The organism is Cellvibrio sp. ARAG 10.3, from assembly GCF_051846955.1.
Lineage (GTDB): Bacteria > Pseudomonadota > Gammaproteobacteria > Pseudomonadales > Cellvibrionaceae > Cellvibrio.
Genome location: NZ_JBPYCU010000006.1, coordinates 56,677 through 73,667 on the forward strand (window position 1 = coordinate 56,677; position 16,991 = coordinate 73,667).

Consider the following 16,991-nt stretch of genomic DNA (forward strand, 5'->3'; position numbering starts at 1 on the left):
ACGTGCCATTGGCTGGATTGCGGAGTGCGATGCGGGACACGCCGTAGATACGTCCGTGTAGGCCCATCACCGACATCCATGTCGGTGATGGGCCCACATCGCACTCCGCAATCCGCTTTATCGAGTGCTGGTAGATTGGAACTGAAATGGGCGCAGGCAGTAATCCATCTGAGTAAGTTTTTCTGGGCAATGGTTAATCGATCAGCTGAAGGTGGTTTGGTTCTTCCCTGCGAAGGTAGCTCACAGTACTGGGCAGAAAAGCTTTATAACTCGTTTGGCGGTTATCTGGAGCGAGCTGGATACGAAGAACAATGGAATGAAGAGCTTTTCACGTTGTTCGTCGTGCGATTCAGGGGTTGCGGAGCTAGATACCGGACTAGTCGTTAAAAAAGTACCACCACATCTGTCCGAATAGCACATGAGGAGTTGCGAAGTATCGGGCGAGACCATCACCGACACGGATGTCGGTGATGAGCCTACAGGGATGTATGTACGGCGAGTCTCGCCCGATACTTCGCAACTCCGCTCTCGCTAGAAAATCCGCTACATCTGCTGAAACAAATGCGAATGGTTGCGGCTCACCTCAAGGTGCTCCGGATGATTGCGCACATGCACAATCTGTCGCCCGCGGTAATCGCGGGTGACTTCGCTAATTGCATCAACGCGCACCAGAATCCCGCGATGAATCCGCCAGAATTCCTGCGGGTCCAGCTCCAATGCCAACTCTTTTAACGGCTTGCGAATCAGGAATTCGGCTTTCTCGGTTTGCACCCGGGTGTACTTATCATCCGCGCGAAAAAATAAAATTTCCTGGGTGCTGATCATGCGCAAGCTATTACCCACGCTGGCCTGAATCCAGCGCAGGTAATTCGGCGTTTGGCCTTCTTCAAACTGCAGCAGGTTTTTTAACAGGGCTTCGATATTTTCCGGTTGGCTCTGCAAGCGCGCGTTTAAGCGCTCGCAAGTGAGACGCAAGCGCTCGTCGTCTACCGGTTTAAGCAGATAATCAATCGCGCCCTGGTCGAACGCCTGCACGGCGTATTGATCGTAAGCGGTAACAAAGACGATATGACACTGGTTGTATAACACCTTCGCGGTTTCGATACCGCTCAAGCCGGGCATACGGATGTCGAGAAAAATAATATCCGGCTTGTGGCGTGTTACCAGTTCAATCGCTTCAACGCCGCTGCTGGCTTCCGCCACAATTGCCAGCTGCGGCCACACGTTTTTCAAGTGGCGGTGCAGTTGGGCGCGCATGGGCGCTTCGTCGTCAACGATGATGGCGGTGGGCATGTGGGGCCGAACTCCTGCGCGTATTATTTTTCATTGAGATGATAGGGCACATGGATCGCCACGGCAGTGCCGCCTTGTGGTGGAACTTCAATCACCAGTTGCGCTTTGCCGCCGTACAATATTTTCAAGCGCTCGCGGATATTGGCCAAGCCCACACCGTCTTTAGCGCGCGGATTAAAACCGGCGCCGTTGTCGATGACTTCCACCACTAAATCTCCTTCTGCAAGGCGCGCGCGGATTTTAATTTCACCACCGGCCAGTTTGGGTTCGAGGCCGTGCTTGATGGCGTTCTCCACCACACTTTGTAACATCATCGGCGGGAAGCGCGCTTCATTTAACACGTCCGGCACCTCAATGGCTACGCGCAGTCGCTCTTTCATGCGCGCCTGCATGATATTGAGGTACGCGCGGGATAAATTAATTTGCTCCGCCAACGTGGTGCCACCACCAGCGCGCATCTGCGGGACAGCCGCCCGTAAATAATCGATCAGATGCTTATGGATGCGCGCTGCTTCCGGTGGATCGGTTTCAATGTATTGGCCGATCAACGCCAGGGTATTGAATAAAAAGTGCGGCTCTACCTGGGCTTGCAGTACGGCTACCTGGGCCTCCAGTAATCGCCTTTCCAGCGCTTCCACATCGGCGCGTTCGGAGGCGGCGCTGGCGGCGATGTCGGCGCGCCGCTTACCACCCGCGAGAATTTTCATCACAACGGTGGCAAGGATGGCCAGATAAAAAATCGACGGCAAATGCAAGATACCGGCCACGATAAATGCAAGGAAACAGAGCACCACCATCTTGGGCCAGGGCACCACTGCAACCCAGTCAAAGAATTGCCACCAGAGTTTGCTGAAATTGGTTTCCGGATTGTGATCCGGTGTGGTCGGTTTGTGGTTCATCGGTTGATACTCCATTTCCTTACGGCCATGACACAGGATGATGGTGGGATTACTGATTGACCGGCTGTGGCTTATCATCGGTGTCAGCGGCGTTATTGTCTACGACCAGCCCGGTATTTTCCGGCGGATTAGCCGGGCTCATCAACCAGCGGGCAAGCAGGCAGAGGGCAAACAGGAATACCACCAGGGGCAAGAGCGTAATTGCCAGGGCCGCCGGGATACACAGCAAGAATATCTCCAGCCAGTTAGCCTGGCGCAGCCATTGACGAAATTCGCTGGCAAAATCTTTTACCGCCTGTTCGGCCCCCTTAAGGCCGTTGGTGACTCCCTGAAAATGAACGTGTTTCATGTGACTCTCCTTTAAATGGTAGTGAAACCCGATGTGGGTGTAGAAACAGGCTATCAACTCCGAATCAAGGGCACGAGCGGCGGTGGACAGAACGCCAAAGCGGTGGCGGGAAGTGCAGATAAGTGCGACGAACGGTGCGGTGAAATCCGTTCTCCGTCAGCGTTGCGCCACAGCCGGATGGCGGAAGTATTCGCAACCTATTGTGAACTGGTGAGCCTTGCGAGTTCGACTTTCGGCAGCGCGGGTACGAGTTTTGGCTGCCGTATTGTTGGGGTATGGGACGGGTGTTAGCGTGAAGTGCCTGTGTATTCACGAAGGCAATTTTTTCTCCCTATACCAAAAAGACTGTAAGGAGCAATTCATGTATTCGGTCAAACAACACCTATCGACCAGGCTTGCCCGGCACCTTGTCGGCGCGTTGCTTTTGGCGCTGCTGGCGCCGCTGGTTCATGCGCAACAGATCCTGTTCGATGATTTCAGTTACAGCAACACCGCGCAATTTACCAACAACGGTTGGCGCATCCGTACCTGGGCTGGTGGCCCGGGTCTGGCTAACGGTACCTGGAGCACGGCCAATGTATCGTTTGTAAATGACCCGGCGTCCTCGGGGAATAAACTGATGCGGCTCAAGGCGAGTACTAACGTCAACGGTACCAACATCAACACCGCAACCAATCGGTCCACGGTGGGGACCTCATCGCAAACCGAGGTCGCACGGGTTGAGCAGGTTTATAAAAACGGTACCTGGGCGGCGCGCATGTTTTTCACTGATACGCCGTCCACCGGCCCGGATGGCGACACGGTGATCGAAACCTTTTTTGGCCTGACGGATTACATTGAAGGCGCAGAGCCTTACAGCGAAATCGATTTTGAATACCTGGCCAATGGCGGCTGGTGGACCGGCTCGGGTACACCGGCTATGTGGATGACGACCTATCGCATCGTCGACTTCAGTGATCCCACCAGTCGCGGCCATACCGTGCGCACCGGCAGCCTGGCGGGTTGGCGCACCCTGGTGGCACAGGTCATGGATGGCTATGTGTCGTTTTATATCGACGGCGTTTTTCAGGAAGGTTTCAGCGGTGCGGTTGCGCCGGATCATCCGATGTACCTGATGTTCCAGATCTGGTTCAGCAACGACTGTTTTGATCCGGCGTGTAACCGGCGCGGTTACCTGAATACCTCAACCTACCGCGAATATTACGAAGATATCGACTGGGTGTATTTTGAGAAGGACAACATTGTGTCTCCGGCGCTCGTCAATCAGGCCGTGGCCAATCTGCGTGCTGCCGGTACTACCTATGTGCAAAGCCTTGATGGCAACGGCGGTACGTCATCGTCTTCCAGTTCCAGTTCATCGGTTGCGGCGCAGCAGTGCAATTGGTGGGGCACTTACTACGCGCTTTGTACCCATATCAGCAGTGGTTGGGGCAATCAAAATGGCATTGATTGTGTGGGTATTGAAACCTGCGCGACCCTGGCTCCGCCCTATGGGGTTGTTGGTGGCGCAACATCCAGCAGTAGTTCAACACCGGCGAGCAGTTCGTCGTCCAGCAGTTCTTCGCCCGCGTTTTCGCAATTAATCCAGGCGGAGTCTTACAGCTTTATGTCAGGCGTGCAGACGGAAGCGACCCAGGATGTCGGCGGTGGTTTGAATGTGGGTTGGATTGATGCCGGTGACTGGCTGAGCTACGGCAATATTAATTTTCCCACGGCGGGAAGTTATCGGGTCGAGTTTCGTGTGGCGAGCCCCAATGGTGCGCAGTTGTCGCTGGATTTGAATGGTGGTGCTACGCAGCTTGGGACGGTGACGATTCCGTCGACCGGTAGTTGGCAGAGCTGGACGACGGTGTCGCGCGATGTGCAGTTGCCGGCAGGTACGCATAGTGTTGGTTTGTATGCGCCGCAAAGTGGTTGGAATATTAATTGGCTGAGAATTACCAAGTTGTAAGTCCGGTTCGTTTGGTCCGCCAACGCACGGTTATTTAGCTGCCAAATTGCTAACGTTTGAATAACTTTGCTGACGCCTCGGGTTTATGGGGCTCGCTGTAGCGGCACAATGGATTGATTACGCTATCGGGACTACATCATGTTATTCATCTTTGCCTTACTCAATGGCCTGCTGTTGTTGGCGACCTTTATCACCTTGTGGCGGTATGAAGCCTGGTGGGTGCGCGGTTGGGATTTTCCGCGTTTGCAGATTGCGGTTGTTGCGGCGGCAGTTTTGTTGTTGCAGGTGGTTTTACTGGATTTTGCAGAGATCGCCAGTATTGTGTTGGTAGGGCTGACGGCCTTGTGCCTGGTTTATCAGTTGTGGTGGATTGCCGCATATACGCCTTTCTTTCCTCTTGAGGTGAAGCCGGCTCCGGCAGACGATGCGAATAACACCATTAGCATCATGACGGCCAATGTGTTGACGACCAATAAAAACACCGCTGGTTTGTTACGTGAGGTGTATCGCTGGCGGCCGGATATTTTAGTGACATTGGAGACGAATGCCTGGTGGCAACAGCAACTGGATGTACTGGGCAATGATTATCCTTACGCCATAAAGTGTCCGTTGGAAAATCTCTACGGTATGCATGTGTATTCACGCTTGCCGCTGGAAGACACTGCCATACAATTTCTCGTCGAAGCTAACATCCCTTCCATGCATGCATTGGCGGTTTTACCGTCCGAACAAAAGGTGCGCGTGCATTTTCTGCACCCGGCGCCACCCAGTCCCAGCGAAAATGATGAGTCTGCCGAGCGCGATGCGGAATTATTGGTGGTGGCAAAGAGTGTGGTGGATGCAGAGCTGCCGGTTATCGTAGCCGGGGATTTAAATGATGTGGCCTGGTCGGCAACGACCCGTTTGTTTCGCAAGATCAGCGGCTTGCTCGATCCGCGCGTCGGGCGCGGTATGTTCAACAGTTTTCATGCGGATTACTGGTTTGTTCGCTGGCCCCTGGATCACTTGTTTCACAGCGATCACTTTACGCTCAAGGATATCCGGCGCTTGCCATCCTTCGGTTCGGATCATTTCCCAATGTTGATTACGCTGGTGTATTCACCCGCGCAACGGGTAAAACAGGATGGGCCTGAATCAAGCGCGAGTGAAGAGGCTTGGGCCGACGAAAAAATTGATGCGCAACCGGCGCGCGATGTACATCAGCCGCAAGCATAACCTTCACAGGTCATTTTTCAGCGGTTCTCTAGGCAATCTTTAACAGACGCGTGGCCTGAATCATCCGGTGTGCCACCTGATGTTGCTGCTGCGCGGTATTGGCAACGCGAATTATCGATTGATCTGTTTCATTTACCGCCTGCACCATAATTGCCAGGCGCTGACGCATCTCTTCTGCACGAGCACTTTCGAGTTCTGCATGATGGGTAATCGAACGGATAACATCGCTGGCTTGTTTCACCGCGCGATGAATTTCCAGCAAAGCCTGTTCAGCAGTTTCCGATTCAGTCACGCAACGTGTGGCACTTTCCTGTTCAGCGGCGAGTCCACTGGCGGTTTGGTCGACGGTGCTGCGCAGGTGATTGATTAATTCCTGGATTTCGCCGGTGGCAGCTTGTGTATCGAAGGACAAGCGGCGCACCTCTTCGGCCACCACGGCAAACCCGCGCCCGTGTTCACCGGCCCGGGCGGCTTCAATGGCAGCGTTCAATGCGAGTAGATTGGTTTGTTCTGCTACCCGTTGGATGGTGACTAACACGGTAACAATATTGTCGGCAGCATTGCGTAACTCCGCCATGCTGTCACCCGAGTGCGCCACCTGCTCGGACAGGTTGCGCATGTGCAAAGCCACGGCATTGACCCGCTGTTTGCCGTCATCGGCGGTGCGTGTTGCAGCTTCAACTTCCTGCGTCATTTGCGTTAATGATCGGGTCATCTGCCCCAATGCATTCACTACTTGTGTTGCGGCACTGTCGAGTGCGTGCGCTTCGCGTCGTTGCCGTTCGGTTTCCTGTCGACATTGTTCGCTGGTTGCAGCATTTTCATTGGCAGCAGTGAAAGAATGTTGCGTCGCGTGGGCAACATCTTCCAATGTGGTTCGCAACACGGCGAAGAGTGAGTTGAGCGCGCGGCTGATATCACCCAGTTCATCGGTACGCTCGCTGATAAATGTTGTGCTGAGATCTTTGTCGTTTGCGGCCTGTTGAATCTGTTGGGTCAATCGCGTTAGCGGCGCACCAAAGTAACGGGAAGACATAAAGGCGGCACACGCGGCGATGCCGGTCAATAACACCACAGCCAGCGCAACACTGCTCCAGATATTGACCTGCATTTGTTCCAATGCATGAAACGCTTCGTGGGGATCTTGTTGAGTGATCAGCGCAAATTGCTGTTGCCCGATGCGCATGGGGCGCCAGGATGTGAACATCTCCCGGCCCAGGTAATCACGTTCAAGGGCGATGCCGGTTTCACCTTGCAATGCTCGCCGGACCGGCTCCGAACGAATATTTAACCAGCCACTGGTTTGCTGTGTACGTTGCATCGCGGCGTAGTTATCGGCTGATACCTGTTGGCGAAGTTGTGCCAGCAGTGTGTGTGGTGCGGCGTAGGCTTCGCGCAGTTCCGTTATTAAGGTTCCACTTTGATCAACCAGATAAGCCTCGCCCGTATTCCCCAAACCCAGCGATTGCCAATGGCGTTGTGCGGTCATAATGTCACTAAAGCGCTGCACCGGAATCTCCGCCACAATAAATCCGATCGCTTTGTTCGGGCTTTGCATATCGTGGTAAACCGGCACCCCGACATACATCACCAATTGCTCAAAACGGAAACGGCTGTGAGTGAAGGGCGAAAGAACAACGTCTGATTTTTTTGCCTTGCGCAATTGCCGGCTAATATCGGCCAGTGCCGACTCCTTGAACGGCCCTTTATCTAGCGAACTGCCGAGAATCGGTCCTTTATTCACTGAATAGATAACGCCCAGGCTTTGGCTGTCGATCAACAACAGATCAGAAAAACCGAACCGTTCTACCAGATCGCGCAAGCTGCTGTGATAACGCCGGTGCTGTTGACCATAGATAGTGGCATCGTCGCGATCCTCCATCGCGGCCAGTTCGGTCACGCCATGCGGATTGTCGTGCAGGTAATAACGCTGGATCAACAAGGCTTCATGACTCAATTGGTCCAGCCATTGCTGAAAGGGCGCTGTTAAACCATGCGTCTGTGTGCGGTATACCGGTTGGTATGTTGTGGCATACCAGTTGTGCATTTGCGTGCGTAATTCTTCGGTGGTGATGGGTTCCACTTCATAGCGATAAGACACAAACGGCCGTACAAATCCGTACACCGCTTCCTGTAGCAAACGGCCATGGGAAAGCGACAGCAAGAGATCGCTGTAGCTTTGCATTTGGGCGTGGATCTGATTTTCCCGACTGATTGCAACAGCCTGGAACTGTTGCTCGATAGAGTCTTCAACGGCGGCAGAGCTGTCTTGCAATGCGAGCCATGCGGTAGTGCCCGCCGCAGAGATCACCGCGACCGCTGTCAGGGCAATAGCGCCGAGCATCAAGCGCGTGGATATTTTCATGAAGCGTTACCGAAAGATGGTGAAGCTGAACTCTAGGTGCTGAATGTGACAGAAATATGACAAAAACAATTTCGCGCCAGCGCGATTTTTTAACCTCTTTGCTGGCACCACCCGGCGCAACGGCCTATTGTTAATCTTGTTAAATTTTTATGAAGATTTTATTGAAGTTGTCAGGCCGGGTGCCGACACCTGTGCTGCTTATATCGGTGTTCACCGTATTTTTCTAAACTGCCGGAGTACAAGGCCGCACAGGAAATTGCTGCGCAGGTGCAGCAACATGTTGCTGCAACCAGTGCACGCAGTGAACAGATTTCCTTTTGGTCCACACTGGTGGTGATTCTGGTCGCTTTGCTGGTGATGGCCATTATCTGGTACACCCTGCGTGTCAGTTTTTTACAACCGATGAACAGTATCATGGCTCACCTGCAATGCCTGGCCAAACGCACGCAGGAGTCTACAGCAGAGATACAACAAATTATCCAGGCTGTGCAAAATGGCGCGGCGCAGGCTATGCAGGCGATGAAACAAAGTCAGGAGAAAACGCGCACCACCACTATATTTGCCTCGCGGGCGGGGCAGTCCATCACCGATATCACGGCAGCAGTGGGTCGTATTCACGATATGAACACCCAGATTGCCACCGCGGCGGAAGAGCAAAGTTGCGCCGCAGAAGAAATCAACAAGAATGTGATTCGGGTGGTAGGACTGGTGCAGAGCACCAACAAAAGCGCGCAGCATTCAACCTACATAGCAACTAATCTTGATAACGCGGCGCGCCAGTTGTCGGTGCAGATAGCCAACTTCCAGGTCTAGTATTTCGCGCGCAATGTTATAACCCCGGACTGGGTGCCGAGCAGCAACACGTCCGCCGGGCGGCGGGCGAAGAGGCCGTTAGTGACCACGCCGGTAATCTGGTTGATAGCAGTTTCCAGTTCTTTGGGGTTAAGAATCTGTAAATGGTGTACGTCGAGGATCACGTTGCCGTTGTCGGTGACTACGCCCTCGCGATACACAGGATCGCCGCCCAGCTTGACCAGTTCGCGTGCTACGTAGGAGCGGGCCATGGGGATGACTTCTACCGGCAAGGGAAAGGCGCCGAGTATGTCCACCCATTTGCTTTCATCGGCGATACACACAAATTCCTTGGCGGTGGCCACCACTATTTTCTCGCGCGTCAGGGCCGCGCCACCGCCTTTGATCAATTCCAGTTGCGCGTTGCTTTCATCCGCACCATCGACGTACACCACCAATTGATGAACGCTGTTCAGGTCGAACACCTCAATACCATGTTTTTTCAACCGCTCGGCGGAGGCATCAGAACTGGCGACGGCGCCGGCGAAGGAGTCCTTGATGTCGGCCAGGTAATCAATAAAGTAGTTGGCGGTAGACCCCGTACCGACGCCGACAATGTCATCGGCATGGAGTTTGGGTGCTATGTAGTCGACCGCCGCGCGCGCGACGGCTTGTTTGAGTTCGTCTTGTGTCATAAAAAAATCCCGTCGCCGTGGTGAATCGAGTGGGGACGCATTATACGGATTTTCATCGCGCCTAATGCGGGCTGCGCCTAAATTGTTTACTATGCGGAGCAGCTTTTCCTCACCTTCGACACTAAGTTTTCACTATGCCCGATTCCTACATCAAACGTATCCTGAATGCCCGCATCTATGATCTGGCGGTCGAGACGCCGCTGGACGAAACGCGCCTCTTGTCCCAGCGCACCGGCAATAAAGTCCTGCTTAAACGTGAAGATTTGCAGCCGGTGTTTTCGTTCAAATTGCGCGGCGCCTATAACAAGCTATTGCAACTGTCGCCCGAAGAGCGCGAGCGCGGCGTGATTTGCGCATCGGCCGGTAACCACGCCCAGGGCGTGGCGCTGGGTTCGCAACACCTGGGCATTAAAGCCACCATCGTGATGCCGCGTACCACGCCGCAGATCAAGGTGGATGCCGTCAAAGCGCGCGGCGCCAAGGTCGTGTTACACGGCGACAGTTATGACGAAGCCTCGGCCCATGCCAAAAAACTGGTGGAAGAAAAAGGGCTGACCTACGTTCATCCATTTGATGACCCGGATGTGATTGCCGGGCAGGGCACCATCGGGCTGGAAATCCTGCGCCAATACCACGGCAAGATCGATGCGATCTTTGTGGCGGTGGGCGGCGGCGGCCTTTGTGCGGGGATTGCGTCTTACGTGAAATTTGTGCGTCCGGACGTCAAGATTATCGCGGTGGAGTCGGATCAATCGGCGTGTCTGAAGGCAGCGTTGGAAAAGAAAAAACGCGTGGTCCTGCCCCACGTCGGCATCTTTGCCGACGGCATTGCGGTGGCGCAGATCGGTGAAGAAACCTTCCGCGTCCTGCGCAAGACGGTAGATGATGTAATCACCGTGAGCGACGATGAAATCTGTGCCGGTATCAAAGACATCTTTGAAGACACCCGCTCCATTGCCGAGCCGGCGGGTGCGGTCAGCGTAGCCGGGATCAAGAAATATGTGGCGGAACACAAACTCAGTGGCCAGACCTTTGTGGCCATTGCCTGTGGTGCCAACATGAACTTTGATCGTCTGCGCTACATCTCCGAGCGCACCGAGATCGGTGAGCAGCGCGAGGCCATCCTGGCGGTAACCATCCCGGAGCGTCCCGGCGCTTATAAGGAGTTTTGCAAGGCGCTGGGCAAGCGCAACATCACCGAGTTCAACTACCGCTACGCCGATAACCGCGAAGCCAAGATCTTTGTGGGTATCCAGGTCAGCAGCGGTGGGCAGGATCGCCAGGAACTGGTCGCAGAGCTCAAGCAGCAGGGTTACGCCGTGGTGGATATGACTGACAACGAGCTGGCCAAATTGCATATCCGCCATATGGTGGGCGGCCATGCACCGAATGTAGGCGATGAAGTGGTGTACCGGTTTGAGTTTCCTGAGCGTCCCGGCGCGCTTTACACCTTCCTTAACCGGGTGGCGGGTCATTGGAATATCTCCATGTTCCATTACCGCAATCACGGTGCTGCATCGGGCCGGGTCTTTGTTGGCATGCAGGTACCCAAGGCCGAACGTAGCCAGGTGAAGAAATTCCTCAGCGAACTGGGGTATCCCTTTTGGGATGAAACCGGCAACGAAGCCTACAAATTTTTCCTCGGCTAAACTCCCCTGTCTCCGCGTCCTTGGTGGCGCGGAGGCCCTTGTCGCTTGATTTACCTTTCTTTACCCCATCCGCTATTTTCCCGCTAAAGCGCCTGACCGCTGATTTTTCGCGGGTTTTCCGCTCGTCCCACCGAAACTTCGCCCGCCATTTGTCGCTTTTCTGCGCAGAAAGCTATTGGCCCAGACAAAAACTCGTGTAATCTGGACAACGTTGTCTATTCTTAAGCCATAGGGTGGTTATTAAGATAGTGACAGGTGCCTGTTGAATCAGGCGAAACACAATTCGATTCCCGAGTGGCTCGGCATCAGGGTTACTCAACACACGACGGGAGCATAACAATGAGATGGGTGGTTTTTTTACTGGCGGGTTTATTGAGCAATGCCGGGCTGGCACAAAGCCTGAGTCAGCAGCAACTGGCAGACTTTGCTGAGGGGACTGAATTTCGTTTCGGTGTGGTGAGTAACTTCGGTAAAGACGGTGTTAAAGCAAAAATAACGCTGAGTAACCAATCGAGCGTCGCTCTCCCCAAAGGCAAAAACGACTGGCGAATTTATTTCCATTCCGTGCGTAAGGTTGCCGATACCACCGTGGCGGGTTTGATGCTGGTCCATGTGCAAGGTGATTTGCATCAGCTAAGCCCCACCGCCGAGTTCGCCGGCCTGGCCGTTAAGGCGAGCCTGGAGATTCCTTATTCTCCGTCCTCATCCATGGTGAGCTACACCGACTTTATGCCCCGCGCCTTTATCCATCGCCCCGGTTTGCAGGCGGAGGTCTTCGCCAATACGGATACCGAAGACACCAGGCAATTTGTTGAAGCCTTCGAGCGGCCGGAACAGTTGTTACGCCATAACGAACCTGACCTGTTCCCGATTGCCACGGCACCCTCGCGCTATGAAGCGAATCAGGCGGTCAATGGAATTCCACTGGATAGCAGCGAAGCCGCTCTACGTATTATCCCCAAGCCGCAGGACGTAAAAATACAGCGCGGCAATGTAAGCCTGAATGCCGGCTGGCAGATTCGCTACGCCGGTCGTCTGACGGGTGAGGCAAAGTATCTGCAAGCCCGCTTGAAAGACGCCCTGGGGGTGGAGCTGGATGCCCAGGCGCAGCATGTGGCGGCGTCTGGCAAGGTGATTGAGTTGCAGGTGAATGCCGGTGATGCGAAGAAAAACGGCGTCCCGCAAAGAGCCGAGAGTTACCACCTCAGCATCACGGCTGACAAGATCCTCATCAACGGCAGCGATAACGCCGGTGCCTTCTACGGGCTCCAGAGTTTGCTCAGCCTGTTGCCCGCTGAACCCGCCAAAAGCTACTCGCTGCCAGTGCTCACAGTCAGCGACAGTCCGCGCGCCGGCTGGCGTGGGATGCACTACGACATGGGACGAAACTTCCACGGTAAAGATGTGACGCTGCGCCTGATTGAGCAAATGGCGCGCTACAAACTGAATAAGTTGCACCTGCATCTGACTGAAGATGAAGGCTGGCGCATTGAGATTCCCGGTCTGCCGGAGCTGACCGACATCGGCGCCTTCCGCTGTTTTGACCTGAGTGAGCAGACCTGTCTGTTGACGCAGCTGGGTACTGGGCCATCCAAAACCGGTTCGGGCAATGGCTACTACAGCACTGAAGATTTTATTGAGATCCTGAAGTATGCCGCCGCGCGTCATATTGAGGTGATCCCCGAAATTGATATGCCCGGTCACGCTCGCGCAGCGGTAAAAGCGATGGATGCGCGTTACAAAAAATTACTCGCTGCGGGCAAAAAAGCGCAAGCCGAGCAGTACCTGTTGTCTGATCCCCAAGACACCTCCAAATACATCACCGTCCAGAACTACACCGACAACTCTATTAACGTGTGCCTGCCCTCGACCTATGCGTTCGTGGATAAGGTGATGTACGAGTTGCAGCAGATGTACCGCAAAGCCGGGCTAAAACTGGAAACCTTCCATATGGGGGGCGACGAAGTGGGCGCGGGTTCCTGGACGGCCTCACCGGCCTGCGAGGCCCTGTTTGCCAGTGAGAGCGGTGTAGCCGGTGTGGCGGATCTGAAGCCCTACTTCGTGAGTCGCGTGGCCGCCCTGAGCAATCAGCGCGGTCTGGCCCTGGCAGGTTGGGAAGATGGTTTGATGTACGACCCGAACAACACGTTCAATCGCGCGCAGTTCAATAACAAGCGAGTGATGGCCAATGCCTGGGACAACATCTGGGAATGGGGTGTGGCGGATCGCGCTTACCGTCTGGCAAATGCCGGTTACGAAGTGATTCTCTCCCACGCCACGCATTTGTATTTTGACCATCCGTACGAAGCGCACCCGGAAGAGCGCGGCTATTATTGGGCGGCGCGTTACACGGACACCGCCAAAGTATTCGGCTATATGCCCGATAACCTCTACGCGAATGCCGACAAAACCCGCGCCGGCGCAACCATTGAAAACCTGGAGGCTTTGGTAGGGCGCGAACTGCCGCGCCTGGAAAAACCGGAGAACATTCTCGGTATCCAGGGCCAGGTCTGGACCGAAACCATCCGCACCGCCGAGCAGGTGGAAACCATGATCTATCCGCGCCTCATTGCGCTCGCCGAGCGAGCCTGGCACAAGGCGGAGTGGGAGGGTGACAAGCCTGATATGGTGCAGCGCCAACAGGAATGGGCCAAATTTGCCCAAGCCCTGGCGATAAAAGAGTTGCCCAGGATGATCGCTGCGGGCGTGAAACTGCATCTGCCACCGCCGGGCGCGGTTGTACAAAACGGGACTTTGCGGGCCAATACTGCTTTCCCCGGCCTGGCGATTGAGTACAGTGTCGATGCGGGTGAAACCTGGAAAGCCTATGAAAAGCCGGTTCCGCTAACGGCGGATATGGTGCTGCTGCGCTCACGTAGCGGTGAAATGGTCAGCCGGAGTACCGGCCTCTAATAACCGTTAGGTATTATTTTCGCGAAAGCCAGACAGAAATGTCTGGCTTTTTTGTTTATAAGTGCTTTTCATCTGTGGAACGATGCACAAATTAAAAAATAGTTGGAATTTTTTTGACTAAAAACTGTTGTTAGGCTAATGCAGTGTCTATGCTTTATATCCACTCTCGCTTTTTTGCTCGGGTGGCGATGCGAGCGATAGGCAGGAGCACGAAGGGGAAACGCTTGGTACGAGGACGCAACAAAAAAGCCATTTTTTTGCGTGAGTATGGATACGCAGCATGGAGCTGATCTGAGTCCGCTGTAAAACCTGTCTCGCAGGATTTTCCGAGTGGCAGTCGGGTATAAGTCTTGCAGTGAAAAGAAAACTTTTTTATTGATAACTCAAACTATGAAAATCGATATTGTTAGTGGTGTGGTTCTTATTTTTTGCGTGGGCGTGTTTGCCAGTGCTATAGCATCGTCCGACCTGTTCAAGGATTCCGATGCGCCTGCCGCCATTACGGCGCAGATCGAAGAGTAAGTTGCCGCTAAATCCTTCCCGTGCATATCCTGGCTGACCAATAAACGGGTCGGTACGCTCAGGCTTTGCCGCAGAGAATCATCTCTCTATCGGTGGCAATCCCGTGAAGCGGCACGTCCCAGTTCGCGGTTTCCAGTTGTTCGACTTCCTGGCAGGTGTGCGCCAGGCCGATCAGGTACGGCTTGCCTTTGCTTTTTTGTTGCTTGAAGGCAAAGGTGTAGTCATAAAACCCTGCCCCCATTCCCAGACGCGCACCGCTGCGATCAAAACCCACCAAAGGCAACAGGACCATATCCAATAAATTGGCCGGCAGGCGATGGTTGTTAAACGGATCGGGCTCTGCAATTCCGTAACGATTCGGGTTGAGGGGCGTGTCCGGGTCATAGCGTACAAACCACATCTGTTGTGTCTTGTCCGGTCGCAGTACCGGCAGGTAACACGTCTTGTTCATCTTCCATAATTGCTGCGCCACCGGTGCCGGATCTATCTCGCCGTCGGCCGCGACATACAGCGCAACATGGTAGCTGCGCATAAACAACGGCTGTTTCATCAATTGGCGAAGCAATCCCAGGGACGCCTGGTGCTGTTGGGTCGGTGACAACGCCTGGCGACGTGCGCGGAGTTGTTGGCGTAATTCGGAGCGGGACGGAGCAGAGTGGATCATCGGCGGCCTTGTCGAACAGATGTAACGCAGATGCTGGAAGAGATGCCCCGGAAATGCCGCTACCAAGCGGGCCTTGAACCCAACGGCTCAAGGTGGCGATACCTGTGGTTCTTTAGGCTTTCCGTCAGGCGGACATGCACACCGAACACAACGAGGTACTGCCGGTTACACATTTATCGGCTCAAGGACTTTGTCGGTTGGCAAACATCCCAGGGCAGGGGCAATTATAACCCGGCACCAATAGGCAATCGCAAATACATTTGTGAATGGGTTGATGGGTTCTGGTAAGGAAATGTAATGGAACTTTTTAGGAGGCGAGCGAAAGACTAGTTAAGACTGTTGAGCGCGCGTTCGATTTTTTCGCTCAGCCGTTGCAAATCTGCCTTGTCGGTAGTGGTTGAACCGCCCGCTGTGCGCGCTTGCAACAGTTCATGGCTCAAATTAAGCGCAGCCATGACAGCGATACGCTCAAGTCCGATGACGGCGCCGGTATTCTTGATGGCTTTCATGCGCTCATCCAGCATCTGTGCCGATTGCTGTAATGCCTGACGCTCTTCGCGCGGGCAGGCAACCTGGTATTCCTTGTCGAGGATCTTCACAAAAACGGTTTCGTTGCTCACTGGGTCATTCTCCGCTGATGGCGTGCCGCTTATTCCGTATCCAGACTTTTTAAATGGGCAATCATGGCTTCCACCCGACTGCGAGCCAATTCATTCTTTTCGATCAGGCGCTCGCGTTCACGTTGCCATTCGCCCTCACGCGCTTTCAACTGTGCATTTTCCTGTTGCAGGCGATTGCACAGCAGAATCAGGCGATCCAGCTTGGTTTCCAGCGAGAGTAGAAGATCGTCAGACATGATAAGTGGCCAATAATGATGCAGCGGCTACTATATTGCGCCCTCCGCAGGTGGTCAATGATTGCGGGTCGGTTATTCACAATTATTCAAGTAGTTTCGAGGAAACAGCGTTAACGCATGAATAACAAGATAGTTTTTCATTTCATCCAATGTCTGTTGAACGGCACACACAAGAATGTCTCGCCCGGTCAGCGGAGGAATCGTGATAGCATTTGGCCATTGTTCAAGAGAGTGTGTCATGACTGATTTATCCTCCTCGCGTTTTGAAGATTTGTGTAACCTGCTGCTGCCCTTGGGAGCGCTCAATAGCCCCGCTGAGTTACATGGTTTGCTGTGTGGCAAGTTGTGTGGCGGTGAAGCCCTGAGCGAAACCCGCTGGTTGCTCGATGCCGTTGAATTCCTCGATTTTACCCAGGCCCCGTATGAATCCGTGCGGGCTGCCTTGAGCCAGTTGTATAAGGACGCGTTAACCCAATTGCGCGGCGAAGCTTTTGAACTGGTATTGATCCTGCCGGATGATGAGAGCGATATTGCGCAACGCCTGACGGCGCTGGGTCAATGGTGTTATGGCTTTTTATCCGGCTTCGGCAGCGTGGCCGCCGTGGGTCAGCGGGAGATGTCAGAGGAGTCTGAGGAAACCTTGCGCGACCTGGCCTCGATTGCCCAGATTGATATCGACGTGGAAGAAGATGAAGACAGTGAAACAGATTATATGGAGCTGACCGAATATATCCGCATGGCTGCCTCATCACTCTATATGGAATTTGCACCGGCGGCACTGGAGACTGCCGAACCACAGCCGCCCACCCTTCATTGACCCGTGTGAGA

Annotated in this window: 16 protein-coding genes and 1 other RNA gene; 8 read left to right on the forward strand and 9 right to left on the reverse strand. The window is 54.1% G+C overall.

Features of this window, described 5'->3' with window-relative positions:
* Positions 1–543: 543 nt before the first annotated feature.
* Genes ACSV5M_RS09610 through ACSV5M_RS09620 form a run of 3 tightly spaced genes read right to left on the reverse strand, consistent with a single transcriptional unit; the run spans position 544 to position 2,541 of the window.
* Positions 544–1,293: a LytR/AlgR family response regulator transcription factor gene (locus tag ACSV5M_RS09610; protein ID WP_439175825.1), complete on the reverse strand. Its 750-nt coding sequence runs from the start codon at positions 1,291–1,293 to the stop codon at positions 544–546.
* A gap of 23 nt (positions 1,294–1,316) precedes the next feature.
* Positions 1,317–2,192, reverse strand: a complete 876-nt coding sequence (locus tag ACSV5M_RS09615) for a sensor histidine kinase (RefSeq protein WP_439175827.1) — start codon at positions 2,190–2,192, stop codon at positions 1,317–1,319.
* A gap of 49 nt (positions 2,193–2,241) precedes the next feature.
* Positions 2,242–2,541, reverse strand: a complete 300-nt coding sequence (locus tag ACSV5M_RS09620) for a hypothetical protein (RefSeq protein WP_439175828.1) — start codon at positions 2,539–2,541, stop codon at positions 2,242–2,244.
* A 15-nt stretch (positions 2,542–2,556) separates the two neighbouring features.
* On the opposite strand from ACSV5M_RS09620, the gene ACSV5M_RS09625 reads away from it, so the two are divergent.
* The 3 genes from ACSV5M_RS09625 (at position 2,557) to ACSV5M_RS09635 (ending at position 5,707) form a co-directional block, all read left to right on the forward strand.
* Positions 2,557–2,832, forward strand: coding sequence for a hypothetical protein (locus ACSV5M_RS09625; RefSeq protein WP_439175829.1), 276 nt, complete (start codon positions 2,557–2,559; stop codon positions 2,830–2,832).
* Between the two features lie 70 nt (positions 2,833–2,902).
* A complete protein-coding gene (locus tag ACSV5M_RS09630; protein ID WP_439175830.1) occupies positions 2,903–4,492 on the forward strand; it encodes a carbohydrate-binding protein in 1,590 nt (529 codons plus the stop codon).
* 138 nt (positions 4,493–4,630) lie between these two features.
* Positions 4,631–5,707 carry an endonuclease/exonuclease/phosphatase family protein gene (locus ACSV5M_RS09635; protein ID WP_439175832.1) on the forward strand — a complete coding sequence of 359 codons (1,077 nt, stop codon included), beginning with the start codon at positions 4,631–4,633 and terminating at the stop codon, positions 5,705–5,707.
* Between the two features lie 28 nt (positions 5,708–5,735).
* On the opposite strand, the gene ACSV5M_RS09640 is transcribed toward ACSV5M_RS09635, so the two are convergent.
* The gene (locus ACSV5M_RS09640; protein WP_439175833.1) at positions 5,736–8,072 is read right to left on the reverse strand and encodes a methyl-accepting chemotaxis protein; all 2,337 of its coding nucleotides are present in this window, start codon (positions 8,070–8,072) and stop codon (positions 5,736–5,738) included.
* Between the two features lie 267 nt (positions 8,073–8,339).
* Between ACSV5M_RS09640 and ACSV5M_RS09645 the strand changes: the two genes are divergently transcribed.
* Positions 8,340–8,885, forward strand: a complete 546-nt coding sequence (locus tag ACSV5M_RS09645; RefSeq protein WP_439175835.1) for a methyl-accepting chemotaxis protein — start codon at positions 8,340–8,342, stop codon at positions 8,883–8,885.
* On the opposite strand, the gene rpiA is transcribed toward ACSV5M_RS09645, so the two are convergent.
* Positions 8,882–9,559 carry a ribose-5-phosphate isomerase RpiA gene (gene rpiA / locus ACSV5M_RS09650; protein ID WP_439175836.1) on the reverse strand — a complete coding sequence of 226 codons (678 nt, stop codon included), beginning with the start codon at positions 9,557–9,559 and terminating at the stop codon, positions 8,882–8,884. The genes ACSV5M_RS09645 and rpiA overlap by 4 nt on opposite strands.
* Positions 9,560–9,693: 134 nt before the next feature.
* On the opposite strand from rpiA, the gene ilvA reads away from it, so the two are divergent.
* The 3 genes from ilvA (at position 9,694) to ACSV5M_RS09665 (ending at position 14,643) form a co-directional block, all read left to right on the forward strand.
* On the forward strand, positions 9,694–11,208 hold the full coding sequence (gene ilvA / locus ACSV5M_RS09655; protein ID WP_439175837.1) for a threonine ammonia-lyase, biosynthetic: 1,515 nt from the start codon (positions 9,694–9,696) through the stop codon (positions 11,206–11,208).
* Between the two features lie 339 nt (positions 11,209–11,547).
* Positions 11,548–14,121: a family 20 glycosylhydrolase gene (locus ACSV5M_RS09660; RefSeq protein ID WP_439175839.1), complete on the forward strand. Its 2,574-nt coding sequence runs from the start codon at positions 11,548–11,550 to the stop codon at positions 14,119–14,121.
* A 390-nt stretch (positions 14,122–14,511) separates the two neighbouring features.
* On the forward strand, positions 14,512–14,643 hold the full coding sequence (locus tag ACSV5M_RS09665) for a hypothetical protein (RefSeq protein WP_439175840.1): 132 nt from the start codon (positions 14,512–14,514) through the stop codon (positions 14,641–14,643).
* 58 nt (positions 14,644–14,701) lie between these two features.
* Here the strand turns inward: ACSV5M_RS09665 and ACSV5M_RS09670 are convergent, their stop codons facing one another.
* The 4 genes from ACSV5M_RS09670 to ACSV5M_RS09685 all read right to left on the reverse strand — a co-directional run bounded on the left by ACSV5M_RS09670 (position 14,702) and on the right by ACSV5M_RS09685 (position 16,163).
* On the reverse strand, positions 14,702–15,307 hold the full coding sequence (locus ACSV5M_RS09670; protein ID WP_439175841.1) for a 5-formyltetrahydrofolate cyclo-ligase: 606 nt from the start codon (positions 15,305–15,307) through the stop codon (positions 14,702–14,704).
* 40 nt (positions 15,308–15,347) lie between these two features.
* Positions 15,348–15,526, reverse strand: a non-coding RNA gene (ssrS, locus tag ACSV5M_RS09675) — 6S RNA.
* A gap of 107 nt (positions 15,527–15,633) precedes the next feature.
* Complete coding sequence (locus tag ACSV5M_RS09680; RefSeq protein WP_439175843.1) at positions 15,634–15,927, reverse strand: cell division protein ZapA; 294 nt, start codon at positions 15,925–15,927, stop codon at positions 15,634–15,636.
* A gap of 29 nt (positions 15,928–15,956) precedes the next feature.
* The gene (locus tag ACSV5M_RS09685; RefSeq protein WP_439175845.1) at positions 15,957–16,163 is read right to left on the reverse strand and encodes a TIGR02449 family protein; all 207 of its coding nucleotides are present in this window, start codon (positions 16,161–16,163) and stop codon (positions 15,957–15,959) included.
* 238 nt (positions 16,164–16,401) lie between these two features.
* On the opposite strand from ACSV5M_RS09685, the gene ACSV5M_RS09690 reads away from it, so the two are divergent.
* Positions 16,402–16,980, forward strand: coding sequence for a UPF0149 family protein (locus ACSV5M_RS09690; protein WP_439175846.1), 579 nt, complete (start codon positions 16,402–16,404; stop codon positions 16,978–16,980).
* Positions 16,981–16,991 lie beyond the last annotated feature (11 nt).

Coding starts and splice junctions, on each gene's coding strand:
- ACSV5M_RS09610 (WP_439175825.1), bottom strand. CDS start 1,293: ATGCCCACCGCCATCATCGTTGACGACGAAGCGCCCATGCGCGCCCAA.
- ACSV5M_RS09615 (WP_439175827.1), bottom strand. CDS start 2,192: ATGAACCACAAACCGACCACACCGGATCACAATCCGGAAACCAATTTC.
- ACSV5M_RS09620 (WP_439175828.1), bottom strand. CDS start 2,541: ATGAAACACGTTCATTTTCAGGGAGTCACCAACGGCCTTAAGGGGGCC.
- ACSV5M_RS09625 (WP_439175829.1), top strand. CDS start 2,557: ATGGTAGTGAAACCCGATGTGGGTGTAGAAACAGGCTATCAACTCCGA.
- ACSV5M_RS09630 (WP_439175830.1), top strand. CDS start 2,903: ATGTATTCGGTCAAACAACACCTATCGACCAGGCTTGCCCGGCACCTT.
- ACSV5M_RS09635 (WP_439175832.1), top strand. CDS start 4,631: ATGTTATTCATCTTTGCCTTACTCAATGGCCTGCTGTTGTTGGCGACC.
- ACSV5M_RS09640 (WP_439175833.1), bottom strand. CDS start 8,072: ATGAAAATATCCACGCGCTTGATGCTCGGCGCTATTGCCCTGACAGCG.
- rpiA (WP_439175836.1), bottom strand. CDS start 9,559: ATGACACAAGACGAACTCAAACAAGCCGTCGCGCGCGCGGCGGTCGAC.
- ilvA (WP_439175837.1), top strand. CDS start 9,694: ATGCCCGATTCCTACATCAAACGTATCCTGAATGCCCGCATCTATGAT.
- ACSV5M_RS09660 (WP_439175839.1), top strand. CDS start 11,548: ATGAGATGGGTGGTTTTTTTACTGGCGGGTTTATTGAGCAATGCCGGG.
- ACSV5M_RS09665 (WP_439175840.1), top strand. CDS start 14,512: ATGAAAATCGATATTGTTAGTGGTGTGGTTCTTATTTTTTGCGTGGGC.
- ACSV5M_RS09670 (WP_439175841.1), bottom strand. CDS start 15,307: ATGATCCACTCTGCTCCGTCCCGCTCCGAATTACGCCAACAACTCCGC.
- ACSV5M_RS09685 (WP_439175845.1), bottom strand. CDS start 16,163: ATGTCTGACGATCTTCTACTCTCGCTGGAAACCAAGCTGGATCGCCTG.
- ACSV5M_RS09690 (WP_439175846.1), top strand. CDS start 16,402: ATGACTGATTTATCCTCCTCGCGTTTTGAAGATTTGTGTAACCTGCTG.